This window comes from Microbacterium rhizophilum (genome assembly GCF_039605615.1).
In the GTDB taxonomy this organism is placed as follows: domain Bacteria; phylum Actinomycetota; class Actinomycetes; order Actinomycetales; family Microbacteriaceae; genus Microbacterium; species Microbacterium rhizophilus.
This window is the reverse complement of sequence record NZ_JBCNUN010000008.1, coordinates 17,499-41,433: the sequence shown is the minus strand read 5'-3', so window position 1 is coordinate 41,433 and position 23,935 is coordinate 17,499. Positions and strand designations below refer to the sequence as shown.

Annotated in this window: 22 protein-coding genes and 1 pseudogene; 12 read left to right on the top strand and 11 right to left on the bottom strand. The window is 72.4% G+C overall.

Annotated features, from left to right (window positions below):
• The first annotated feature begins 19 nt into the window (after positions 1-19).
• Positions 20-955 carry an aldose 1-epimerase family protein gene (locus tag AAD528_RS12975; protein ID WP_345752508.1) on the top strand — a complete coding sequence of 312 codons (936 nt, stop codon included), beginning with the start codon at positions 20-22 and terminating at the stop codon, positions 953-955.
• A gap of 73 nt (positions 956-1,028) precedes the next feature.
• Positions 1,029-2,054, top strand: coding sequence for an NAD(P)H-dependent flavin oxidoreductase (locus AAD528_RS12970; RefSeq protein WP_345752507.1), 1,026 nt, complete (start codon positions 1,029-1,031; stop codon positions 2,052-2,054).
• A gap of 2 nt (positions 2,055-2,056) precedes the next feature.
• On the opposite strand, the gene AAD528_RS12965 is transcribed toward AAD528_RS12970, so the two are convergent.
• The gene (locus AAD528_RS12965; protein ID WP_345752506.1) at positions 2,057-3,196 is read right to left on the bottom strand and encodes an AI-2E family transporter; all 1,140 of its coding nucleotides are present in this window, start codon (positions 3,194-3,196) and stop codon (positions 2,057-2,059) included.
• 77 nt (positions 3,197-3,273) lie between these two features.
• Here AAD528_RS12965 and AAD528_RS12960 point away from each other — a divergent pair, with 77 nt between their 5' ends.
• The gene (locus AAD528_RS12960; RefSeq protein ID WP_345752505.1) at positions 3,274-4,800 is read left to right on the top strand and encodes an ATP-dependent DNA ligase; all 1,527 of its coding nucleotides are present in this window, start codon (positions 3,274-3,276) and stop codon (positions 4,798-4,800) included.
• A gap of 119 nt (positions 4,801-4,919) precedes the next feature.
• Positions 4,920-5,294, top strand: a complete 375-nt coding sequence (locus AAD528_RS12955) for a DUF4870 domain-containing protein (protein WP_345752504.1) — start codon at positions 4,920-4,922, stop codon at positions 5,292-5,294.
• Positions 5,295-5,312: 18 nt separating this feature from the next.
• Here AAD528_RS12955 and AAD528_RS12950 read toward each other — a convergent pair whose 3' ends face one another.
• Positions 5,313-5,984 (bottom strand): hypothetical protein, encoded by a 672-nt coding sequence (locus tag AAD528_RS12950; protein ID WP_345752503.1) that lies wholly within the window; start codon positions 5,982-5,984, stop codon positions 5,313-5,315.
• 237 nt (positions 5,985-6,221) lie between these two features.
• Here AAD528_RS12950 and AAD528_RS12945 point away from each other — a divergent pair, with 237 nt between their 5' ends.
• Positions 6,222-7,400: a hypothetical protein gene (locus tag AAD528_RS12945; RefSeq protein ID WP_345752502.1), complete on the top strand. Its 1,179-nt coding sequence runs from the start codon at positions 6,222-6,224 to the stop codon at positions 7,398-7,400.
• Positions 7,401-7,436: 36 nt separating this feature from the next.
• Positions 7,437-7,976, top strand: a complete 540-nt coding sequence (locus AAD528_RS12940) for a YaeQ family protein (protein WP_345752501.1) — start codon at positions 7,437-7,439, stop codon at positions 7,974-7,976.
• Between the two features lie 13 nt (positions 7,977-7,989).
• On the opposite strand, the gene AAD528_RS12935 is transcribed toward AAD528_RS12940, so the two are convergent.
• A complete protein-coding gene (locus AAD528_RS12935; protein WP_345752500.1) occupies positions 7,990-9,609 on the bottom strand; it encodes an L-lactate permease in 1,620 nt (539 codons plus the stop codon).
• Positions 9,610-9,818: 209 nt separating this feature from the next.
• Here AAD528_RS12935 and AAD528_RS12930 point away from each other — a divergent pair, with 209 nt between their 5' ends.
• On the top strand, positions 9,819-10,052 hold the full coding sequence (locus tag AAD528_RS12930; protein ID WP_345752499.1) for a hypothetical protein: 234 nt from the start codon (positions 9,819-9,821) through the stop codon (positions 10,050-10,052).
• Position 10,053: 1 nt separating this feature from the next.
• On the opposite strand, the gene AAD528_RS12925 is transcribed toward AAD528_RS12930, so the two are convergent.
• Positions 10,054-10,764, bottom strand: coding sequence for a response regulator (locus tag AAD528_RS12925; RefSeq protein WP_345752498.1), 711 nt, complete (start codon positions 10,762-10,764; stop codon positions 10,054-10,056).
• Between the two features lie 112 nt (positions 10,765-10,876).
• On the opposite strand from AAD528_RS12925, the gene AAD528_RS12920 reads away from it, so the two are divergent.
• Complete coding sequence (locus AAD528_RS12920) at positions 10,877-12,883, top strand: sensor histidine kinase (RefSeq protein ID WP_345752497.1); 2,007 nt, start codon at positions 10,877-10,879, stop codon at positions 12,881-12,883.
• 11 nt (positions 12,884-12,894) lie between these two features.
• On the opposite strand, the gene AAD528_RS12915 is transcribed toward AAD528_RS12920, so the two are convergent.
• Positions 12,895-13,755, bottom strand: coding sequence for an IclR family transcriptional regulator (locus AAD528_RS12915; RefSeq protein ID WP_345752496.1), 861 nt, complete (start codon positions 13,753-13,755; stop codon positions 12,895-12,897).
• A gap of 88 nt (positions 13,756-13,843) precedes the next feature.
• Between AAD528_RS12915 and AAD528_RS12910 the strand changes: the two genes are divergently transcribed.
• Positions 13,844-15,214 carry an aminomethyl transferase family protein gene (locus AAD528_RS12910; RefSeq protein WP_345752495.1) on the top strand — a complete coding sequence of 457 codons (1,371 nt, stop codon included), beginning with the start codon at positions 13,844-13,846 and terminating at the stop codon, positions 15,212-15,214.
• Between the two features lie 100 nt (positions 15,215-15,314).
• Here the strand turns inward: AAD528_RS12910 and AAD528_RS12905 are convergent, their stop codons facing one another.
• Positions 15,315-15,482: a hypothetical protein gene (locus tag AAD528_RS12905; RefSeq protein ID WP_345752494.1), complete on the bottom strand. Its 168-nt coding sequence runs from the start codon at positions 15,480-15,482 to the stop codon at positions 15,315-15,317.
• On the opposite strand from AAD528_RS12905, the pseudogene AAD528_RS12900 reads away from it, so the two are divergent.
• From AAD528_RS12900 to AAD528_RS12885, 3 genes and pseudogenes are all read left to right on the top strand, one after another.
• Positions 15,424-16,924: pseudogene (locus AAD528_RS12900) on the top strand (SLC13 family permease). The gene AAD528_RS12905 and the pseudogene AAD528_RS12900 sit on opposite strands and share 59 nt — an antisense overlap.
• Before the next feature lie 102 nt (positions 16,925-17,026).
• On the top strand, positions 17,027-18,394 hold the full coding sequence (locus tag AAD528_RS12890; protein ID WP_345752492.1) for an acyltransferase family protein: 1,368 nt from the start codon (positions 17,027-17,029) through the stop codon (positions 18,392-18,394).
• Positions 18,395-18,490: 96 nt separating this feature from the next.
• Positions 18,491-18,688 (top strand): hypothetical protein, encoded by a 198-nt coding sequence (locus tag AAD528_RS12885; RefSeq protein ID WP_345752491.1) that lies wholly within the window; start codon positions 18,491-18,493, stop codon positions 18,686-18,688.
• Positions 18,689-18,749: 61 nt separating this feature from the next.
• Here the strand turns inward: AAD528_RS12885 and AAD528_RS12880 are convergent, their stop codons facing one another.
• The 5 genes from AAD528_RS12880 to AAD528_RS12860 form a co-directional block, all read right to left on the bottom strand.
• Positions 18,750-19,034, bottom strand: a complete 285-nt coding sequence (locus tag AAD528_RS12880) for a hypothetical protein (protein ID WP_345752490.1) — start codon at positions 19,032-19,034, stop codon at positions 18,750-18,752.
• Between the two features lie 285 nt (positions 19,035-19,319).
• The gene (locus AAD528_RS12875) at positions 19,320-20,960 is read right to left on the bottom strand and encodes a thiamine pyrophosphate-dependent enzyme (RefSeq protein ID WP_375339626.1); all 1,641 of its coding nucleotides are present in this window, start codon (positions 20,958-20,960) and stop codon (positions 19,320-19,322) included.
• Between the two features lie 220 nt (positions 20,961-21,180).
• Complete coding sequence (locus tag AAD528_RS12870; RefSeq protein WP_345752488.1) at positions 21,181-22,356, bottom strand: MFS transporter; 1,176 nt, start codon at positions 22,354-22,356, stop codon at positions 21,181-21,183.
• Between the two features lie 193 nt (positions 22,357-22,549).
• Entirely contained in the window at positions 22,550-22,960 is a 411-nt protein-coding gene (locus tag AAD528_RS12865) for an arsenate reductase ArsC (protein WP_345752487.1), read from the bottom strand.
• Between the two features lie 98 nt (positions 22,961-23,058).
• Positions 23,059-23,928: a metalloregulator ArsR/SmtB family transcription factor gene (locus AAD528_RS12860; protein ID WP_345752486.1), complete on the bottom strand. Its 870-nt coding sequence runs from the start codon at positions 23,926-23,928 to the stop codon at positions 23,059-23,061.
• Positions 23,929-23,935: the final 7 nt, after the last annotated feature.

Sequence of the window (23,935 nt, the reverse complement as noted above, 5' to 3'; positions counted from 1 at the left end):
GCCGGAGACGAGGCGGCACATGGCATCCCAGGACACCTCGCGCCCCGCGTCGGGCGAGCAGGTCCGGCTCCGGCGCGGCGATTACGCGGCGTCCATCGCCTCCGTCGGCGCGACGCTGCGCGCGCTGGAGCACGGCGGGCGGCCGCTGGTCGTGCCCTTCGCGGCAGACGAGGTGCGCCCGTCGTTCCGCGGCGCGACGCTCGTGCCGTGGCCGAACCGGATCGTCGACGGGCGCTACGCGTTCCGCGGCGCGCAGCATCAGGCGGCGCTCACCGAGCCGTCCCGCGGGCACGCCCTGCACGGCCTGGGCGCCTGGCTGGACTACGGGACCGTGGAGCGCCGGGACGATCGCGTGCACCTCGCCGCGACGATCCAGCCGCAGCAGGGCTATCCCTGGCGGATCCGGATCGACACGGTCTTCGCCCTCGCGGACGACGGACTGACCCAGACGGTGACCGCGACGAATCTGTCGCCCGAGCCCGCGCCGTTCGGCACCGCGCCGCATCCGTACCTCGTCGCCGGCCCCGGGAAGGTCGATGACTGGGCGCTCGAACTGCCCGCGGATCGCGTCGCGCTCACCGAGGGGGAGCGCCTGCTGCCGGGCGAGGTCGCGGGCGTGGAGGTCGATCCGGAGCGCTTCGACTTCCGCGCGCCGCGGCGCATCGGCGCGGTCGCGGTCGACCACGCGTTCACCGCCCTGCGCCGCGATCCCGCCGGGCGGGCGACCGTGCGGCTGACCGCGGACGACGGCTCAGGAGTCGCGATGACGTGGGGCCCCGAATGCGCCTGGCTGCAGATCCACACCGCGGACCTCCCCGGCGAGCCCGCGCACCGCGTCGGCCTGGCCACCGAACCGATGACGTGCCCGCCCGACGCCTTCAACAGCGGCGAGGACCTGGTCGTCCTGGATCCGGGCGCGTCGTTCCGCGCATCGTGGACGATCACGGCGCTCTGACGCTGTGCGGTGACCGGGGCCGTGCCCGGGATGAGATCGTGGAGCCGACGCCGAGCACCGAGAGGCTCCCCCGATGACGAAGATCCTGGCATCGCGACTGCCGCTCGTCGCCGCGCCCATGGCCGGCGGCCCCACCACGGTGGCGCTGGCTTCCGCCGTGGCCGCGGCGGGCGCGTTCCCGTTCCTGGCGGGCGGATACAAGACGCCCGCCGCGCTGGCGGCCGAGATCGCGCGGCTTCGGGTCGGGGGCGCGTCGTTCGGCGTCAACCTGTTCGTGCCCTCCGCCGGCCGGATCGATGAGGCGGCGTTCGCGGCGTACGCGGCCGAACTCGAGCCCGACGCGGCGGCGCACGGCCTCGCGCTCGATGCCGCGCCGGTGCCGGACGACGACGCGTGGCACGACAAGCTCGCCATGCTCGTGGCGGACCCGGTGCCGGTCGTCTCCCTCACGTTCGGGCTGCCCGCGCGCGAGGACATCGCCGCCCTGCGCGCCGTCGGCACGCGCGTGCTCGCGAGCGTGACGACCTCGGACGAGGCGGTCCTGGCACGCGAGGCGGGCGTCGACGGGCTGGTCGTGCAGGGCCCGGATGCCGGCGGTCACAGCGCCACGTTCGACCCCGCTCGCGCGATCGGGGCGCGCGACACGACCGACCTCGTCCGAGAGGTGCTGAGCGTCGTGTCGCTGCCGGTGATCGCCGCCGGCGGCGTCGACGGGCCCGACGCCGTGCGCCGCCTCCTCGACGCGGGCGCGGAGGCGGTCGCGGTCGGCACGCTGCTGCTGCGGACCGACGAGGCCGGCACCTCCCCGACGCACCGCCGCGCGCTCGGCGACCCTGCGTTCGCCCAGACCGTGGTCACCCGCGCGTTCACGGGTCGCCCCGCCCGCGCGCTGCGCAACGGGTTCGCGGACCGGCACACGAGCGCCCCTGCGGCCTATCCCGCCGTGCACCATCTCACCCGCGCGCTGCGTCAGGCCGCGGCCACGGCGGGCGACGCGCAGCGCCTCCACCTCTGGGCCGGAACCGGGTACCGCAGCGCTCCCACCGGACCGGCCGCCGACGTCATCCGCCGCCTCTCCGAGGGCGTCCGCCGACCCTGAGCTCAGACCTTCGCATCCTGCCGGGGGATGACGACCTGCTTCACGATCAGCAGGATGGACGCCGTCACCGGGATCGCCACGAGCGCGCCGAGCAGGCCAAGCAGCGTGCCGCCGACGAGGGCGCCGATCACGACGAGCGATCCCGGAACCGCGATCGCACGATTCATCACGCGCGGAGTGAGCAGGTAGGCCTCGAGCTGCATGTAGACGAGGTACACGACCGCGAAGATCAGCGCCGAGAGGGGACTGGTCACGAGTGCCAGCGCCGACGCGATCGCCCAGAACAGCACGGATCCCACGAGGGGGATGAGCGTGACGCTGAACGCGATCACGGCCATCAGCTGGGGAAACGGGAGTCGGAGGATCAGGTGCAGGACGAACGCGAACACCGCGTTGATGAGGGCCAGCACGACCATCCCGCCGAGGTAGCTGCCGACCGAGGCCGCGATCCGGCTCGCGATCTCGAGGACCGAGCCCCGGTTCCGCGCCGGCGCCAGCCGGACCAGCGCTGTCTTCATCGTGGGCAGCGAGGCGAGGAAGTAGAGGCTGAGCACGAGGACGATCACGACCCCCGACAGCCCCGTCGCGACGGTCGTGCCGAGCTGCAGCACGCCGCCGCCGATCGCGGCGATGTTCGCGGGGGTCGTGAGAAAGGTCTGCGCGTCCCTGAGCATGGTGCCGACCTGGTCGCCGAAGTGGTCCTCGAGCCACGCGTACGCGTCCGAGACCTGGAAGTCGGCGATGCGGTCCGGGATGCTGCGGACGAACTGGGCGATCTGGTCGACGACGGTCGGGATGACGAGCAGCAGGATGCCGGCGAGCACAATCGCAGCGCCCGCGCATACCGCGACGATCGCCCCGGTGCGCGACACCCCGCGGTCCTGCAGCCGTCGCACGAGTGGGCGCAGGCCGAGCGCGATGAACAGCGCGAACGCGATGTAGACGAGGACGGTCGAGAGATTCCAGACCGCGACGCCCAGCGCGATCGCGGCGAGCCCGCCGAGCGTGAGCAGGAACCCCACGCGGAAGGGCTGACGCAGGACGGCCCACGAGGTGCGGCCCGCGGTCGACTCGGCCGGGACCGGAGCATCCCCCTCGACCCGCACGGTGGGCTCGGTCGCGGGCGCGTCGTCCTCGCTCATGCGAGCCACTGTAGGGCCGCGGACCGCGGGCCGCGGGCCGCGACGCGGATGTCGGCGCCCCGGGGCACAATGGCGCCATGCAGCTGCGGGAGCTCGTCAGGGCGACGGAGGCCGTCGCGGCGACGTCGTCGCGGCTGAAGAAGGTCGCCGCGCTCGCCGAGGTGCTGCGCGCGCTGGACGACGCGGAGATCGGGCCCGCGATCGGGTTCCTCACCGCGCGTCCGCGACAGGGGCGCGTCGGCGTGGGATGGCGCGGGCTGGCCGCGCTCGCGGTCGACCATGCCGACGCCGCGACCTTGACGGTGCTCGACGTCGACGCGGCGCTCGACCGGCTCGCGGCGGCCGCGGGCGCCGGATCGGTCGACGCGCGACGGAGCGAGCTCGAAGCCCTCGCGCACCGCGCCACGGCACCCGAATGGGACTTCGTGGCGCGCGTGATCCTGGGAGAGCTGCGCACCGGAGCCCTGGAGGGCGTGCTGCTCGACGCGATCGCGAAGGCGGCCGAGCGCGACGCCGCGACCGTGCGCCGGGCCGCGATGCTCTCGGGCGATCTCGGCGAGACCGCCCGGATCGCCCTGGGCGGCGCACCCGAGGAGCTGGCGGCGGTCGGGCTGCGCGTCGGCCGGCCCGTGATGCCCATGCTCGCCTCGACCGCGGCCTCCGTGGCCGATGCGCTGACGACCCTGGGACGCGGGGCGTCGGTCGAGTACAAGCTCGACGGCGCCCGCATCCAGGTCCATCGCGACGGCGACGACGTGCGCGTCTACACGCGCAGCCTCGCCGACGTCACGCACCGGGTGCCCGAGCTCGTCGAGGCCGTCCGCGCGCTGCCCGCCGAGCGGGTGATCCTGGACGGCGAGACGCTCTCGCTGGACGACGACGGATCGCCGCGCCCGTTCCAGGACACGATGGCGCGCTTCGGATCCGAGGCCGCCGCCGCGATCGCCCTGCGACCGTGGTTCTTCGACATCCTGCACGTCGACGGGCGCGACCTGCTGGACGAGCCGCTCTCGACGCGGCTCGACGAGCTCGAGCGCGTGGTCGGGCCGCTGCGGATGCCCGGCATCGTCACCGCCGACCCGGACGAGGCCCAGGAGTTCGCCCGTGGAGCGCTCGCCGCGCGCCACGAGGGCGTGATGGTGAAGGCGCTCGACGCGCCCTACGCGGCCGGGCGGCGGGGGAAGAGCTGGCTCAAGGTCAAGCCCGTGCTCACGTTCGACCTCGTGGTGCTGGCCGTCGAATGGGGCTCCGGGCGGCGCACCGGCCTGCTCTCCAACCTGCACCTCGGCGCCCGCGACCCCGACGGCGCGTTCGGCGAGCCGGGCGGCTTCGTGATGGTGGGCAAGACCTTCAAGGGCCTCACGGACGCGACGCTGAGCTGGCAGACCGCGCACTTCCCGACGATCGAGACGCACCGCTCGGCCTACGCCGTGCACGTGCGGCCCGAGACGGTCGTGGAGATCGCGATCGACGGCGTGCAGCGCTCCACGCGCTACCCGGGCGGCGTCGCGCTGCGCTTCGCCCGCGTGAAGGGATACCGGGAGGACAAGGATCCCGCCGACGCCGACACCATCGGCGCCCTGCGAGACCTGCTGGGCGGCTGATCCCGGGGATCAGGACGGGGAGACGCGCTGCGGCGACTGCGCCTCGGCGAGGCCGGGGCGCGCGCCGCACAGGAGCTGCGCGAACACCGGGTCGCCGTCGGCATCCTAGGCTGAGGCGCATGACCTCCCCCTCCCCGTACTCGTACGGGAACGCGCCGCAGCCCCTTCACCCCTCCGACGAGAAGATGTGGGCCACGCTCACCCACGTCGGCGGCATCTTCCTCAGCGTGGTCGCGCCGCTGATCACGTACCTGGTGTTCAAGGATCGCGGACCCTTCGTGCGGGCGCACACCGCGACCGCGCTCAACTTCCAGCTCACGCTGCTGATCGCGTACTTCGTCGGCGCCATCACGAGCATCGTGCTGATCGGGTTCCTGATCCTCGCGGTCGCCGGCGTCGTCGCGATCGTGTTCCCGATCATCGCGGCCGTGAAGGCGGGCCAGGGGCAGTGGTACCGCTACCCGGCCGTGTTCACGATTCCGTTCGTCCGCTGAGTCGCTGATCCGCGGCCGTCAGAGCGCTGCTCCGTCGGCGGCCGGATGGCCGACTGGCGGTTCATCCAAGCGGTGAGCCCGAAGGTACGAAGCCAGTCGGGCCGCTCGTTTTCGTCGTTCGCTGGAGTCCCAGCCGTCGAACGCGAATTCGCCGAATGCCGACTCCCAGCCGGTCGAGCCGCGAGGAAGCGCGATAGCCCCGTTTTCGAGACGCCGAGGTTGCTCCTTGTCGTCGACCGCCTCGTAGCGTTTGGCGAATGCGCCGCGGACCGCGTCACCGACAGCGGTCTGAAAGCCTTCCGCCTTCGTGCCGAACGTGGAGATGAACGCGATGATGGCCGCCAAGCCAGAAGCCGCTATCGTCTTCATCGCCTTCTGGTACTCCGCATCGGGTGCGTCATCCGCGGGGTCGGGAACCACCAGTTCGATGCCCAGGATGATCACGATGCCACTCACCACCGCGGTGATCGCCGCGACGGCGAATAGGCGATGCTCGAACGCCGAAACTGCTCGGACGGGATCGTGTGGCAGAAGCTGCCACGCACGCGCCGTCATTGCAGCGAACGCGAGGATCGCTAGAGCTCCGACGATGACCAGGACCCAGCCGGCGCCGTTGTACCAGGCGTATGACATCAAGACGCCCACTCCGGATAGAAGCAGGCTCAGGGCGGGCGTGACGAGGCTCTTCATGGAAAGCGGATCTCGTGCTGGATCTCGTGTCCGCACGTCATGAACAGGCCTTCGTCCCTCAGCACGAAGTAGAGATAGCTCTCGCCTTCGTTGCCTCGGAAGCAGTATCCGACGACCGCGGGAGCAGCCAAAGCCGCTGTCGCCGCTGAGACGTTCTCGACACCCATAGCCCCTCACCGCAATCGACGTCGTTCAGATGGTTTGCGGGGGCGCGCAACCATAATGATCCTCTCGGCGATGCGTCTGCGCAAGTGCCAGATCCGGTGTCTGCGGCCGCCCACGCCCGCCAGGAGCGAGGGGAACTCCTTCTTCACGCGCATGAACTGCGGCCGCGCCAACAGCCTGTCCAGGCTGTCCGCCGACGCCGCTCGGGCCGACGCTGCCGAATGCGTGTCCGGATCGTGCACCGCGCCCGCGGCACAGTGCGTCGGATGTTCGTTGGTCGCACCAGGGCTTGAACTGCTCATGGCGTTGTGGTCGGGACTCTTGTTAGCGGGGGCCGGTGGCTTCTTGATCCATGCATTACGAGCTCGCGACTCCGGCGCCGTCGCCTTCGACGTGGAGTACTTGGTTGACAGAGCAACGCGTGATGTAGGGATCGACGTGCTCGATTGGCTCTTCGTCGAGCGCATTCGACTGGGTGCCGACCCGATCCTCATGAAGTCGCTCCTCGTTGCGGAAGCGCTTCAGCGTCCTCGCTGGCTCAGGCGGATAGAGCGGCTGTCGGTGCGTCTAGGAGTGGCACGAACGTCGGGAGTAATGCAGATGCCGGCCGTCCATCCTCTTAGTGACCGGGAGTCCGTTACTAACGCGGTAGACCGCTATGCGGGCAAGTGGTGTCTCACCCTGCAAGGGGCTTCGCCATACCGAATGTGGGACGTCGACTCCGCTCTGACTTGGGCCGTCGCTGCCAGTCACAACGGGGAAAGGAAGTTTGCAGACAGCGTGTTCGAGATTGCGAGGTGGCTTGTCCGTACGAGAGGTGCAGCTCATGCCATCGAGGACGGATCCGTCGGGCTGATCCTTGAGTTGCGTCGATATGCGGACAGGTTCGCTTTGCGCGGCGCGACTTCATCGCGACATCTACTGGTCGTGCAGAGTGCTGGCGACGGATTGCCGGAGCTACTCGCCAAGCTCGAGCCGCCTAAGTCGTCGCAGGCATGGTGGGCATGGGAGTGCGAGATCGCGCAACGCGACGGCAAGGTGCGGGTGCTAGACCTTGAGAATAAGTCGGGCAGCCTGGTGCTTCTCTCAGGCACAGGCATTCTCGGGGCGCGGCAGGATGTCCTTGGAGAGCCCGAAGAAACTCCGCCCGAGCTGGTACGTCGCGGCTGGTTCGCGGCCGTTGCGGAGAGTTGTCTCGAATTGCTTCGTCGCGTGCGCGACAAGATACGAAGCCTCGCCGGCATGCGGTGACGTCCGCGCCATCCCGCGCCGCGTAGGCTCGTGCCTATGGCACTCGGTGCGACGATCCACACGTTCGACGTGCAGCTGGCGGACGTGGATCGCGGGGTCTACGAGGACGTGACCCTGCGGGTGGCGCGGCATCCGTCCGAGACCGCCGCGAACATGGTGATGCGCGTGCTGGCGTACTGCCTCGAGTTCGAGGAGGGCATCGCGTTCAGCGAGGGCATCTCGTCGACGGACGAGCCCGCCGTGCTGGTGCGCGACCTCACGGGTGCCGTGACCGCCTGGATCGAGGTGGGCGCGCCCGACGCCGATCGCCTGCACCATGGCAGCAAGCTCGCCGCCCGGACCGTCGTGTACACGCACCGCGAGCCCGCGAAGCTGCTGGCCTCCTGGGCAGGCAAGCGGATCCACCGGGCGGACGAGCTCGTGCTGCGCAGCTTCGACGCGGGGTTCGTCGACGGCGCGGTCGCCGCGGTCGAGCGCCGCAACACCCTGACGGTGTCCGTGACGGAGGGCCAGCTCTATCTCGAGCTCAACGGCGCGACGCTGAGCTCCGCGGTCCAGGAGCACCGGATCGAGTGACGCGCGCCGGCCGTCACCCGGAGTGCGGCACGACGAGCGACAGCAGCATCACCCAGACGCACACGACGCCGAGCATCGCGAGGCTCCAGCCGATCACGGCGCGCAGGATCTCGCCCTCCCGGCCCGTGAGTCCGACGGCCCCCGCGGCGATCGCGATCGACTGCGGCGAGACGAGCTTCGCGACCGCGCCGCCCGACGTGTTGGCGGCCACGAGCAGCGTGGGATCCACGCCGATCCCGTTCGCCGTGACGGACTGCAGCCCGGCGAACAGCGTGTTGTTGTTGACGACGGATCCCGTGATGAACACCCCGAACCAGCCGATCACGGGCGCGAGCAGCGGGAAGATCGCGCCGAGCTCCGAGATCGCGGTGCCGATGCCGGTGGATCCGCCGGAATGGTTCGCGACGTTCGCGACGACCAGGACCAGCGCGATCAGCACGATGGGCTGCCACAGCGTGCGCAGCGTCTCGCGCAGCTCGCGCCACAGGTCGTCCCCGCGCAGCTGCGGCGTGGTGAGGAACGAGATCAGCACGGAGACCAGGATCGCGGTGCCCGTCGCGTTCACGGGCGTCCACTCCCAGGCGGTCGCGACCGGCTCATCCTGACCGAACGGCACGACCACCCCCGCCACGCCCGGGATGGGAACGCGGGCGACCAGCCACGACAGCGGTCCGTCGACCGCGAACAGCGACTTGAACCAGGGCAGGCTCCACACGCACACCACGGCCGTGAGGATGTAGAACGGGCTCCATGCGACCACCACGTCGCCGAAGCTCTGCGTCGCGCCCGTCGGCTCGGGGGCGCCCGGCTCGCGGTACACGCGGCGCGGCGACCAGACGCGTCCGACCGCGAAGATCACGGCCATCGTGAACAGGCCCGGCACGATGTCCGCCAGGTCCGGCCCGAGGAAGATCAGGATGGCGGCCTGGCTCACGCTGAAGGCGACGCTCACCGCCGCGGTCATCGGCAGCGTCTCGCGCACGCCCCGCCGGCCGTCGAGGATCAGCACCAGCAGGAAGGGCGTGACGAGCGCCAGGATCTGCAGCACGATCACCATCTGCAACGACAGGTCGGACAGATCCACGCCGCCGACCTGCGCGCCGACGATTACCGGGATGCCGATCGCACCGTACGCGCCCGCGGCCACGTTCGCGACGAGCGAGAGCATGGCCGCCTTCACGGGTCCGAAGCCGAGCTGCACGAGCAGCGCGGCGCAGATCGCGATCGGCACGCCGAAGCCCGCCGCGCCCTCGAGGAACGCACCGAACGCGAAGCCGATCAGCAGCACCTGCACACGCTGGTCGGGGGAGATCCCGGCGATGCTCGCCCGGATCACGTCGAACCGCCCGCTCGCGACCGTCAGCCGATACAGCCACACGGCCATCACGATGATGTACGCGATCGGCCACAGGGCCGTGAGGATCCCGGACAGGGCCGCGCCCGCGATGGACCCGGCGGGCATCCCGAACGGCCAGGCCGCGACCGCGATCTGGAGCACGGTGGCGATCGCGCCGGCCGTGACGCCCTTCATCCTGAACACCACGAGGCAGACCAGGAAGACGAGGATCGGCGCGGTCGCGACGAGCGCGGACAGGGCGATCGCGCCGAGCGGATCGATCTGCTGGTTCCACATGGCCGTCACGGTAGCGGGGCCGGGCACGGCGCGGATAGAGCGCCGGCGGCGGCGGCTGCACCCCGGGGGTGCAGCCGGGATTCCATCCACGGGTGGATGCGCCCGCGCGGGTGCGGCGGGACCCTCGAGGCACGATGTCCGCGTCTCGAGGCGGGAGGGAGACCATGGCGGCGGTTTCCCGCGCGATCCGGCCCGGCCGGAGCCGGCGCGTGAGCGGCGCGCTGGTCGTCGCCGCGCTCGGCATGGGCGGGCTGGGCGCGGGCACGCTCGGCACCCCGGCCGAGGCCGAGACGCGCCCGGAGCCGGGCGGGTTCGTCTGCGGCCTCGCCCGCTCGGGCGGCCCCGCCGTCCGCTGCGTGTGGCGGGACGCTCCGCTGGGCGAGTCGCTCCGGACGCGACCGCCCGCGCCGCTGCGATCGGTCGCGCCGACCCCCGCCCCGTGAGTCAGTCGGCGCGGACGAGCCCCGTGCGGAAGGCGACCGCCACCGCCTGCGCGCGGTCGCTGATCCCGAGCTTCAGGAAGATGCGGTGCACGTGCGTCTTGACGGTCGCCTCGCTGAGGAAGAGGTCCTTGGCGATCTGCGTGTTCGTGCGCCCGTCGGCGATCGCCCGCAGCACCTCCCGCTCCCGGCGCGTCAGCTGCTCGATCTCGGCGTGGGCGACGGGGGCGGGCTCGGCGCGCGAGGCGAGCTCGTGCAGCAGCGCGCGCGTCACGGCGGGGTCGAGCCATCCGTCGCCCTTCGCCAGCGCCCGCACCGCCTCGGCGAGCACCGACGGGGCCGCGCTCTTGAGCAGGAACCCCGCCGCCCCCGCGCGCACGGCGTCGCGCACGGCGATGTCGTCGCTGAACGTCGTGAGGATCAGGATGCCCGGGGGATCGCCGTGCGCCTCCCGGTACTCGGCCGACGTGAGGCGCCGCGTCGCCTCCACGCCGTCGGTCCCCGGCATCCGCACGTCCATGACGACGACGTCCGGTCGCATCCGCGCGATCAGCTCGACGCCGGCGTGACCGTCGGCGGCCTCGCCGACCACCTCGATGCCGGTCTCGGCCTCGAGCAGCATGCGCAGGCCCGCCCGGATGAGCGCCTCGTCGTCCACGAGGACGACCGTGAGCGCATCGGGACTCTCGGCAGCCGCCTGCGCACCACTCGCCATCGCCCCAGTGTGACGCGGCACACCGCGTGCCGCCAGATGGACCTCACCCCGGGGTGGGACGGGGCGATTCCACCCGGGGATGGATGCGCGGGCCTCCGGATCGCAGCACGCTGTGACGCAGGACACGATCGAGGGAGTCGTCATGCAGGATCCGCAGACCCCGGCCGCCGCGCGAGGGCCACGCGCGCCCGGGCTGCCGGCGCCCACGCGATTCGACGTCGCGCTGGTGACCGCGGTGGGGGCGGGGTACGCGGCCATCCTCCTGCAGGGCGCGACGCCCGGCTCGCTGCCGCCGGTGCTGCTGAGCGTGCTGCTCGCTCTCGCGCCCCTGCTGTGGCGCACGCACGCGCCCGTGCTCGCCCTGGTGCTGGTGATGGTCGCGCAGGCGGCCGCGTTCCTGCTGGTGCCGGGCTTCACGGTCGACGATCTCCAGTTCACATTCGTGTCGGTGCTCATCGCGCTCGGAGCCGTCGCCTCGCGGCGGCCGCTGTGGACGGGACTCGCCGCGTTCGCCGGAGCGTGGGCGTACCAGCTCGCCACGATGGTCGCCGCGTTCCCGTGGCAGCTGGCGTGGTCGACCTTCGCGACCGGCACCGTCTGCGCCATCGCGTGGGGCCTGGGCCGGCTCGCGCATCGGCACCGCGCGCGCATCCTCCGCCTCGAGGACGACCACGAGGCGGCGGGCGAGGCCGTCCGCGCCGAGCGCGCGCGGATCGCGTCGGAGCTGAACGGCATCATCCGGGTCGCCGTGTACGGGATGCTGAGCCACGCCGCCGCCGCGCGCCGATGGATCCGTCGCGAACCGGATCGCGCGAGCGACGCGTTCGCGGCCGTCGAGGCGGCGGGCGTCGAGGCCATGCACGAGCTGCGCCGCCTCCTCCACCTGCTCCATGACGATGCGGGCCTGGCGCTCCCCACGGAAGCCGCGACGCCGGAGTCCCGCGCGACGCGGCTCGGACGCGCCCTGCACGTCGACCGCGGGGACGTCGTCGTCGCGGCGTGCGGGGTCTTCGCGGGCGTGGTGCTCGCGGCCGCGTCGTTCCCGGCGGCCACGGCACCCCTCGCCGGTGCGTACCTGGGGGTCGTGCTCTGGGTGCTGGTGTGGCGTCGCCGGTTCCCCGTGCCGGTCTTCCTGCTCGTGATCGCCGGGCACGCCGGCGCCGTGCTGCTGTTCAACCGCGGCCAGTTCGTCTTCGACAGCTGGAGCGGGTACGTGCCGCTGCTGATCGCGCTCGCCGCGGTCGCCGGCGGCACCTCGCCGTGGATCTCGGTCCCCGCGCTGGTGGTCGCCTACGGGTATCTGCTGCCCACGGCCCTGGTGTACCCCGACGTGCTCGCCTCGAACCTCATGGGCATCGGCGCGCTGGCGCTGGCGGTGTGGATCACGGGCGTGATCACGGGCCGGCGACGCCGGCGGATCCGGCAGCTCGAGGCCGCCGCGGAACGCGCGGCACGCGCCGTCGCCGCCGAGCGCGCGCGGTTGACCTACGACCTCCACGACGTGATCGGGCACGCGATCACGGTCATGGTGCTGCAGGCGGCCGGCGCGCGACGGATCCTCGCGCAGGATCGCGACCGCGCGGCCGCCGCGCTCGAGCCCATCGAGCAGGCCGGGGCCGACGCGCTCCGCGAGCTGGACGAGCTGGTCGGCGTCCTGCGCCGCGATGATCTGCCCTCCGCGCCGTCGGCGCCCGAGCAGCGGCAGCGCGGACTCGCGGATGTCGACGAGCTCGTCGGGCGCACCCGGCACCTCGTGGCGCACGCGGCGGTGACGGCAGCGGGCGAACCGGCGCGCCTCGAGCCCAGCGTCGACCTCGCGGCGTACTGCGTCGTCCGCGAGGCCCTGGCCAACGCGGTCAAACACGACGGCGCCGATGCGCGCATCGCCGTCGCCGTGAGGTGGGACGACGGGGCCGTGCGCGTCCGGGTGGGGAGCGCAGCCGGGTCCCGCGTCGAGGCCGCGCCGGCCGAGCTGTCGGGCGGCTTCGGCCTGGCTCACCTGCGCGAGCGCGTGCGGCTGGCCGGGGGCGAGCTGTCGTGGGCCGCGGAAGACGGCGGGTTCGCGGTCGAGGCGGTGTTCCCGCTGGTCCGCGCGGCGGCGGCCCTGTCCCGCGCCTGAGCCGGCTTCGCTCAGCGCACCCGCGCGCGGCGCTCGAGGTAGCGCATGGACTCGGCGGACGACGCGACCAGCGCGCGCAGCGAGCCGCCGGGCAGGGCCCGCGGGTGACTCGCCGGGAGGTAGGCGCGCAGCAGCGCGTCGGAGATCCGGTGCGCCGTCTCCTGCAGCAGCGTCGCGGCGCGGCGCGGCGACGAGGCATCGTTGGGGATCACGGCGCCGAGCGCGCCGACGACCACGTCCTCCGAGCCGCGCACGGGCACGGCGAGGCCGCGGGAGGCGGGATGGATCCAGCCGTCGGCGAGCGCGTACCCCCGGCGCCGCGTGGCGTCCACCTCGGCGCGCAGCGCGTCGGCCGTCCCGGGGCCCGCCGACGTGACCGGATGGATCCCCTGCGCGATCACGGCGTCGAGCAGCTCGGGCTCGCCGAAGGCGAGGAACACCAGCCCGCTCGTGGAGTGCTGGATCGGGATCCGCCCGCCCACGATGGAGCCGTTGATCACGGCGTCCGGCGCGGAGATCCGCTCGATGATCAGCACGTCGGTGCCGATCCGCACGCCCAGCTGCACGTGCTGGCCGGCGATGTCGTGCAGGCGCCGCAGATACGGCTCGGCGATCTCGCGCAGGCCGAGCGCGCCGGGCGTCTTGCTGCCGATCTCCCACAGCCGGTTGCCGAGCCGATACGTGCGGCCGGCGGCGGGCTCGAGCAGGCCGTGGTCGACGAGCTCGGCGGCGATGCGGTGCACGGACGACAGCGGGATCCCGGACCGGCGGTGGATCTGCGTGAGCGTGAGGAACGGCGCGTCCGTCGTGAACGCGTCGAGCACCGCGAGCACGCGCGTGAGGGCCGAGGTCCCCTCGGACGACTTCGCCATGGAGATTCCTTTCAACGGGAGACAACCTATCGGTGACCCGGGGTCGTTCCTAGGCTTTCGGCACCCGTCCCGATCGAAGGAGATCGACATGTCAGAGACCCTCGCCCAGGCGCTCGCCCGCGTCGGAGACCCCGTCGAGCTGCTGCGCAGCGTGGACTACCCGGCGTTCACGTTCCCCGTGCATCCGGAGTTCTCGAACTGGCGCACCGAGTCGAAGTCGTGGAACGACACGGTCGCGCTCATGGATCAGTCGCACCACATGACGCAGCTCTTCCTCGAGGGCGAGGACATCGCCGAGGTGCTGAGCGGCATCGCGGTGAACACGTTCTCGAATTTCCGCCCTGGCATCGCCAAGCAGCTCATCTCGGTGGATCACGCCGGTCACGTCATCGGCGACGGCATCCTGTTCCACCTGAACCACGCGACCGCGAGCGGCGAGAGAGTGGTGCTGATCGGGCACCACGTGCTGATCGACTGGGTGCGGTTCCACGCGGAGCGCAGCGGCAAGGACATCCGGTATCGCCTCGAGGGCAACTCGAACATGCGCGAGGGCGACCCGACGTTCTACCGCTACGAGCTGCAGGGTCCGCACGCGCACGCCGTGCTGGAGAAGCTGCTGGGCGGCCCGGTGCCCGAGGTGAAGTTCTTCCACATCGGCGACTTCGCGTTCGCCGGGACGACGGTGCAGGGTCTGCGCCACGGCATGGCCGGGCAGCCCGGATTCGAGTTCTTCGGCCCGTACGCGGAGGGCGAGACCGTGCGCGCGGCGCTGCTCGAAGCCGGCGCGGAGTTCGGGATCGAGCGGATCGGCTCCAAGGCGTACTCGGTCACGCCGCTCGAGTCGGGCTGGGTGCCGACGCCGTTCCCGGCGATCTTCTCGGATGATCCGCTGTTCGCGGAGTACCGCGAGTGGCTCCCGCTCGCGCGGACCGGATCCATCGGCGGATCCCTGAACGGCCCGGTCGGGAACTTCCTGCTGACGCCCTACGACCTGGGCCTGGGGCGCTCGGTGAACTTCGACCACGAGTTCGTCGGCAAGGAGGCGCTGCAGCGGATCGCGGCGTCGCCCGCGCGCCGCAAGGTGACCCTGATCTGGGACGCCGCCGACGTGGCGCAGGTCGTGCGGTCGCAGCTCGAGCCCGGCGTCCCCGCGAAGTACCTCGAGTGGCCCAAGGCGCGGTACGGCTTCTACCAGTTCGACGAGGTGCAGCAGGCCGGTCGCCGCGTGGGCGTCTCGACCGACGCCGGCTACGTCGCGTACGACCAGCTCTACCTGTCGCTGGCGTCGCTCGACGTGGACGTTCCGGACGGCGCGCGCGTGGAGGTGCTGTGGGGCGAGGAGCCGAACTCGGGCAAGGGCAACGTCGAACCGCACCGCCAGGTCCGGATCGGCGCGACCGTCGCCCCCGCCCCGTACCACCAGTACGCCCGCACGACCTACCGGGACCTCGCCGGTTGAGCCGAGCATGTCCCCGTTCGTGCCGGAATGGTGATCCACACGGGCACGAACTGGGACACGGATGGGCCGCAAGCGGCGCGAAGTGGGACATGCCCCGTCGCTAGGGTTGCCGCATGCAGGCGATGCTCGCGACGTTCGTGATCCTGCTCGTCGCGCTCGCGAGCAACCGCGTGCCCGTCGCGATCGTGGCGTGCGGGGTCTCGCTCGCGCTGTTCCTGACGGGGGTGCTCGGGCTGCCGGAGGCGCTCGCCGGGTTCTCCGATCCCACGCCCATCCTGATCGCGTCGCTGTTCATCGTGGGCGACGCCCTCGACGCGACCGGCGTCACGGCGTGGGCGGCCCGTCAGGTGACCCGGCTCGCGGGCACCCGTCGCCGCCGCATCACGGTCGTGGTCTCGCTCGTGGTCGCGGTCATCACGGCCTTCATCAGCATCAACGGCGCGGTCGCGGCGCTGCTGCCGCTCGTGGTGGTGGTCGCGGTGCGGGCCCGGATCGCGCCGTCGCGCCTGCTGATCCCGCTCGCGTTCGCCGCGCACGCCGGATCGCTCCTCACGCTCACCGGCACGCCGGTGAATGTGATCATCTCCGAGGCCGCGGCGGAGGTAGGGGCGCGCACGTTCGGATTCTTCGAGTTCGCGCTCGTGGGCCTGCCCCTGCTCGTGCTCACGGTGGCGACCACCGCGCTGTTCGGAGGGCGCCTGCTGCCCGATCGGAGCGCGGGCTCGTTCGACGCGCCGTCCGACCCCGTGGAGCACGCCGTGCGGATCCGCGAGAGCTACGACGTGACGATCCCGACCGACTCGCTGTTCACGGCCGAGGAGGGCGTGGTCGAGGTGATGCTGCCGCCGCGGTCGAAGTACACGGGCCGGCACGTCCACCCCGGCACGACGATGTTCGAGGGCCGCCTCGTGATCCTGTCCGTGCGCTCGTCCGGCGGGCACGACGGATCCGGCACCGTCGACATCGAGACCCGCGAGGCCGACGCGCGCGGCGGCTGGGTGCTGCGCCCGGGCGACGCCGTGCTCGTCCAGGGTGCCTGGGCGGCGCTCGAGCGCTTCGCGGCGGGGCCCGACGTGGTCGCCGTGACGGAGCCCCGGTCGATGCGCCGCGCCATCCCACTGGGGCGCGGCGCCCGGCGCGCGATCGCGATCCTGATCCTGATGGTGGCGCTGCTCGTGTCGGGGCTGGTCCCGCCGGTCGTGGCCGGGATGCTCGCGGCGGGAGCCGTCGCTGTCACGCGTGCTGCCGATGCGCGACGCGTTCCGCGCGGTGCACTGGTCGACCGTCGTGCTCATCGCCGGCATGATCCCGCTGTCCACGGCGTTCGTGCGGACGGGCGCGGCGCAGGCGGTCGCGGACGGCGTGCTGTCGATCGTGGGCACCGCGAGCCCGTACCTCGTGCTGCTCGGCCTGAGCGTGCTGACGGTCGCGCTCGGCCAGGTGATCAGCAACGTCGCGACGGTGCTCGTGATGGTGCCGATCTACCTGTCGACGGCCGCGACGATCGACGCATCGCCGCTGCCGTTCATGATGTCGCTGACCGTGACGGGCGCCGCGGCGTTCTTCACGCCGATCGCGACGCCGGCCAACACGATGGTGCTGGAGCCGGGCGGCTACCGCTTCGGCGACTACTGGCGCCTCGGCCTGCCGCTCGCGATCGTGTGGACCGCGATGGCCGTGCTGTACGTGCCGCTGATCTGGCCCTTCTGAGCGAGGATGAGTGGCGAGGGATGGTGGCGGATGTCTGACCCTGGTGCGAACGAAGCGAGCGTGGAGCGGAGCGTCGCCCGAGAGCGTGCGAGAGGCTTCTGAATGGAACGAACGAAGCAGGCGGTTCCGGCCGGGCGGGATCTGACGCTCGATCTCGCGCGCGTCGGGTGCGTGCTGCTTGTCGTGGTCGTGCACGTGCTGTTCACGGGCGTCGGCAGGGCCGCCGACGGCTCGCTGCTGATCGAGCGGACGGTCGAGGCGCAGGACTGGTTCGACGCCGCGTCGTGGGTCGCGAACATCATGCCGCTGTTCTTCGTGGTGGGCGGCTTCGCGGCGCGCGTGGGATGGCGCTCGACGGTCGCGCGCGGCGGCGACGCCGACGGCTTCGCGCGGCTGCGACTCGCGCGACTCGCGCGGCCCGCGGTCCCCGTGCTGCTGTTCTTCACGATCGCGCTGGGCGCCGTGCGCGCGATCGGGCTGGACCCGGCGCTCGTGGAGACCGTCGCGGTCGGCGTCGGATCGCCGCTGTGGTTCCTCGCCGCCTACGCGACCGTGCAGGCGCTCGCGCCCTGGATGATCCGGTGGCACGAGCGCTCGCCGTGGGTGACGCTCGTCGTGCTGCTGGCCGGCGCGCTGGTGGTCGACATCGTGCGCCTCGTCGTCGGGATCTACACGCTGGGCCTGGACCGGATCGGCGGCGACGGATACGACTTCGGGCACGAGTTCTTCGGCATCCCGAACGTGCTGTTCGTCTGGCTTTTCGCGCAGCAGCTGGGCTTCGCGCTCGCGGACGGATGGTTCGCGCGGCGCACGCGATGGGAGCTGACCGTGCTGGTCGCCGCCGGCTACGGCGCGGTCTGGGCGCTCGTCTTCTTCGGCGACTACTCGTGGAACATGCTCGCGAACCAGTGGCCGCCGACCGCGCCGCTGGCGCTCCTGGCGGTCGTGCAGGCGGCCGCATTCACGCTGCTGCGGCCCGTGCTCGAGGCCGTCATGCGCACGCGCGTCGCACAGCGGGCGCTGTTCCTGCTCGGCTCGCGCCTCATGACCATCTACCTGTGGCACCTGCCCGTGATCATGATCCTGATCGGCGTCCAGCTGCTGCTCCCCCTCCCGATGCCCGCCCCGGGCGGCGCGGCGTGGTGGTGGACGCGCGTGCCGTTCGCGCTGCTCGTGCTCGCGGTCGTGTGCCTGCTGTCGCTGTGGCTCGCGCGCTACGAGCGGATCCCCGAGGGCGGCGAGCCGCGCGTGCCCGGCCGCACCGCGACGGTCGTCGCCGTGGTGCTGTTCATCGTGCCGCCGCTCGGCATCTCGGCGTACGGGCTCGACTTCCCGCTCGCGCTCGCCGGGCTCATCGGAGCGGTCGCCGCGCTGCGGCTGACCGGACCGCGTCGGCACGTTCCCGCGCCGACCTCCGCCGGCTCCCACCAGGCGGGAGAACGCCCGGAGGGCGCTCGACGAAGTCCGTGACGCGGGCAGTCACCGGGGCATAGTGTGAGGACACTCACCGGGGCACCGCTCGGTGCTCGCCCTTCGGGGCGCTTTCTCATGCCCGGAGGAAATGCGATGTCGATCAACCGTTGGACCCGGATCTCGAGCGCAGCGCTCGCCACTGCGACCCTGCTCGTGCTCGGCAGCGCCGCTGCCGCTCAGGCCGCCCCCAAGCCCGTGGACTACTCGGCGCCCGTGGATTACGTGAAGCCGGTCGACTACGTGAAGCCGGTGGACTACGCGAAGACGTTCCGCGCCCCCGTGGACTACTGAGCCGACACGAAGCGCCCGGCGATCCTGACGGATCGCCGGGCGCTTCGTCGTCTGGGGCGGATCAGCCCTCGGCCTGCGACGGGTGCCCCTCGTCCGGCTGCACGCTCGCGTCGGCCGGATCGGACGGATCCTCGCCCTCGGCCTGCGACGGGTGACCGTCATCGCCCTGGTCGGGCGCGGGCGGGTCGGCCATCGCGAGGCCGTCCTCGTCCGGTGCCTCGGCGGCGGGTCCCTCGTCCACCGTGGGGTCGTCGCCGGTGCTCAGATCGGGGTCCTCGCTCACGAGGTCGTCCTCGGGGCCGCGCTCGTCGCGCGTCGGGTCGACGTCGTCGGGTGTGCTGTTCATTGGTGCTCCTCCCGTTCGGTGCTTCCACCGTCGCGCGGATGCCCATCCTGCGCGAGGGGATTGACAGGGGAGCGCCCGCGACGGCGCGGCCGGCATCCGTCGTGCGTGGGAGACGTGGATGCCGGCCGCGCCGGGGTCACGGGAGGGCGCTCAGTAGTCCTCGCCCTCGGCCTGCGAGGGGTGCCGGTCGAACCAGTAGGGTCGTCCCTCGTGCAGCAGGGAGTCGGTGTCGATCTCGTGGTGCATGGTGTCCTCCTTCGGACGTCGATGCGGATGGGGTGACGGTCAGTACGCCTGCGCGCGCTGCCCGACGATCAGATGGATCAGGGCGAAGCGGCCCTCGCTCTGCGCGGCGAGCGCCGCGGTGACAGCGCCCGGCACGTCGGCGTCCCGCTCGACGCGCATGCCGAAGCCGCCGAACGCGGTCGCCATGCCGGCGAAGTCGGGGTTCACGAGCTGGGTGCCCGAGATCCGGCCGGGGTGGTGGCGCTCCTGGTGGGTGCGGATCGTGCCGTACTCCTGGTTGTCCATCACCACGACCAGCGGGGCGGCGCCGTACTGGCACGCGGTCGCGAGCTCCTGCCCGTTCATGAGGAACTCGCCGTCGCCCGCGATCGTCACGATCTGGCGCTCGGGGAACCGCAGCGACGCGGTGACGGCCGAGGGAATCGAATAGCCCATCGACCCGTTGCCGGCGCTCACCATCGCCGGATACGTGCGCACCGGGAAGTAGCGGTGGGCCCAGTTCGTGTGCTCGCCCGCGCCCAGCGTGACGAGGGCGTCGTCCTGCAGCTGCGGCAGGAGGTGCGCCATGAGGGTGTCCATGCGGGCGGGGGCGTCGCCGTCGATCCGCGCGTCGGGGAGGGCGGCGAACGCCTCCTGCTGTCCGCGCATGCGGGCGGTCCACTCGCCCCACGCCGGCTTGGTCTCGATGTCGAGGGCGGCGAGGTCGCGGACGAACGCGCACGGCTTCGCGACGATCTGGTGCGACACGGCGCCAGAGCGGCCGCGCAGCGACGGATCCATGGAGACCAGGAAGTTGCGTGCCTGCCAGCCCTGGCGCGCGGTGTAGCTGCTGGTCAGCACGTCGCCGGGGACCGTGCCGAGGAACACGAGCAGGTCGGTCTCCTCGAACAGGTCGTAGGTCGGCTTGGGCCGGCCGTAGCCGATCGGGCCGACGTAGCTGGGGGAGTCGAAGCCGACCACGCCCTCCGTGCGCCACTCGGCCGCGGCGGCGATGCCGTGCCGCTCGAGCCACGACGTCAGCTGCGCGGACGCCTCGGGCGTCCAGTCGCTGCCGCCCGTGACGAACAGGGGCTTGTCGCTCTGGCGCAGCGCCTCGAGCAGGGCCGCGGCGTCCGAGCCGGCGATGCCGCCCTCCGCGACCGGGATCGGCGGATGCACCGTGACGGGCACCTGCTGGCGGATGACGTCCTCGGGAAGGCCCACCACGACGGGGCCGGGGCGGCCGGAGCGGGCCGCGAACAGCGCCTCGGCCACGGTCTCGGACGCGCGCTCGGCGGAGTCGAGCACGAGCACGCGCTTGGCGCCCTTGCCGAACCAGCCCTCGATGTCGAACTCCTGGAAGGCCTCTCGTCCGCGATGACCCATCGGGATCAGGCCCACGAACAGCACGAGCGGCGTCGAGTCCTGCCACGCGGTGTGCAGGCCCACGAGCGCGTTCGCGGCGCCGGGGCCGCGCGTGACCATGACGATGCCGGGCAGGTCGCCCAGCTTGCCCTCGGCCTCGGCCATGTACGCCGCTCCGCCCTCCTGGCGGCACACGATCGTCTCGATCGCCGACGTGTGCAGGCCGTCGAGCACCTCGAGGTAGCTCTCACCCGGCACGACGTACGCGCGCGGGATGCCGTGCTCCTCGAGTGTGCGGACGATCGCGTGGCCGGCGGTCTCGGTCGTCGGCGTGATCGCGGCGGCGACGCCGCGGGTGGCGTCCGCGGCGGGCTCGGCGCCGGTGGGCAGGGTCAGGGTCATGGTCACTCCGGGGGAGATCGGCGGGGTCATGACCAGGATCCGGGTGCGACGGGACCTCTTATGGCGCAATCTGCACGAAAGATCCATCGTTCTTTCGTCAATGGCGAGCGATCCTCGTGTTTGCGCCGTCGACGCGCGCAGATCGCCCAGCGCGCTACGAGAAGCGCGCGAGACCGGCGGCGCCCACGGCGACGACCGCCGCGAGAAGCGCCATGGCGGCGTAGCCGCCGGCGGCCGCGGCCAGCGCCGGGCCGAGCGCCGGCCCGAGTGCCGCGACGATCGTGACCGGCGCGGCGAACACGCCGTTGATCGCGCCGTAGCTGCGGGTGCCCCACCGCTCGGCGACCGCGGATCCCTGCACCAGGGTCTGCGCGCCGCGCACCGCGCCCGCCGCGACCGCCGCGGCGATCAGCAGCCAGGCGGGGCCGGGGATCACCGCGAGCAGCGCGAGCATCGCGGCGGCGAGCGCCGCCGTCACGGTGAGCGGCGCCCACGGGGCCGCGGCGTGGGGGATCGCGACGTAGATCAACCGGCCGATGACCTGCCCGGCGCCGAGCAGCCCGAGCGCCCAGGCCGACAGCGTGTAGTCGAGGCCCTTCTCCATGAACAGCGGGATGACCGCGAGCGTCACCATGTACAGCGACGCCGCGATCAGCACGGTGGAGAGCGTGAGGGCCCAGAAGCGCCGCGTGCGCAGCACCGCGTCGACCGCGTGGTCCGGCTCGTCCGCCGTCGCCGGCGGCAGCGCCGCCCAGCGGCGCTCGAGCGTGAACCAGTGCAGCGGGATGGTCGTGACGGCGAGCACGCCCGCCAGGATCAGGAACGCGGTCCGCCAGCCGGCGGCGCCGAGCAGGGCGACCACGATCGGCGCGAAGACCGTGGAGGCCAGCCCGCCGGCGAGCGTGAGCACGGTCATCGCGCCGCGCCGCCGGGTGCGATACCGCCGTGCCAGCACCGTGAACGCGGCCTGATAGAGCACGGCCGCCTGCGCCGACCCCGCGACGATCCATCCGATCCCGAACCACACCGGATCCGGCGCGAGCGCGACGATCGCGAGCCCGGCCGATCCGATCGCGCTGCCGAGCGTCATGACGCCGCGCGGCCCGTGCCGGTCGAGACGGCGCCCGACCCACACCCCGACGAGCGCGGAGGCGATCAGCCCCAGCGAGAACAGCGCCGTCACCAGGGGCAGCGGCCATCCGGTGTCGTCCGCGACGGCCGGGGCGGCGACGATCATGCCGTAGTAGAGGATGCCCCAGCTGATCACCTGGCCGACCGACAGCGCGGCGAGGCGCCACGGCTGCCAGGGCTCGGGCGTCGCGTCGATCATGGCGTGCGGATCCTCCGTGGGATGCGGGACACGCGATGGTACCGGTCTGGCGTGAACCGGGCAGAGGAAGGCCCCCGAGCGGCGAGAGCGGCGGATCCGCGTCAGAAGGGCGGACGGCTGCTCGGGAAACGGATTCGCCGCGCGGGGGCCGGGAGTGAGCCGCGGTTTCGGGTCCCGGGGCTCGGTTCGGGGGTCAGGTCTGCGGCACGGGAGCGATCTCGGCGATGAGCGCCTCGACCCGGGACCGGATGTCGTCGCGGATCGCCCGCACGGACTCGATGCCCTGACCGGCTGGGTCGTCGAGCTGCCAGTCCTCGTACCGCTTGCCGGGGAAGACGGGGCAGGCGTCGCCGCAGCCCATCGTGATCACCACGTCCGACTCGCGCACGGCGTCGACCGTAAGGACCTGGGGCGTGCGGCCCGCGATGTCGATGCCCTCCTCGGCCATGGCCTCGACGGCGACCGGGTTGATCCGGTCCTTCGGCTCGGAGCCCGCGGAGAGCACCTCCACGCGGTCGCCCGCGAGCGCCTCGAGATATCCGGCGGCCATCTGCGAGCGGCCCGCGTTGTGCACGCAGACGAAGAGCACGGTCGGCTTGGTCATGACAGAAAGCATAGATGACGGTCTATGAGTCGCGCAAGGGTCGCACAGGCGTGCGAGATCGCGCCGCGCGGCGACGCCGTGCTCGCGGGCGGATGGGGTCAGACCAGCTCGTCGAGCAGGTCGCGGACGCGCCGGGCGATGTCGTCGCGGATCGGCCGCACGCCGTCGAGGGGCAGACCCGCCGGGTCGTCGAGCTCCCAGTCGAGATAGCGGCGACCGGGATAGATCGGGCATGCGTCGCCGCAGCCCATCGTGATCACGACATCGGCCGCGCGCACGGCCTCGTCCGTGAGCGGCTTGGGGAACTCGCCGCCGACCGGCACGCCGATCTCGTCCAGCGCGGTCGCGATCGTCGAGCGCATGTCGGGCGCGGGCATGGAGCCGGCCGTCCGCACGGTCACGCGGTCGCCCGCGAGGTGGCGCAGGATCGCCGCCGCCATCTGCGAGCGGCCCGCGTTCTCGACGCACACGAACAGCACCTCGGGCTCGTCCGGGCGCTCGCCCTGCGCGCGGGCCAGGGCGTCGAGGCGCGTGGCGGCGAAGGCCGCCGTGCGCGAGGCGAGCTGGCGCGTCGGCCCGTCGCCGCGCGCCAGCAGCTCGTGGCTCTCGTGCACGTACGCCTCGACCGTCTCGGGGCTGAAGGTGCCGCGGAAGCGCAGCGCGAGATCCGCGGCGATCCGGGCGAGGTCGGGCTCGGCGGAGCCGGCGGCGGCGCCCACGAGCTCGGTGACGCTCTCGACGCGGTCGGGCGCGACCGCGAACCAGGCGCGGCGGCCGTCCTGCTCGCGCGTCACGAGCCCCTCGGCCAGCAGCGCCTTCATGTGGTGGCTGACGGTGGGCTGCCGCAGTCCCAGGCTCTCGGCGAGCTCGCCGACGCGGGAGCGTCCGCCCGGCGCGGCGAGGATCAGCCGCAGGATCCGGGCGCGCGTCGGATCCGCGATCGTCGCGAGCGAGGATCCGGCATCCATAGATCCC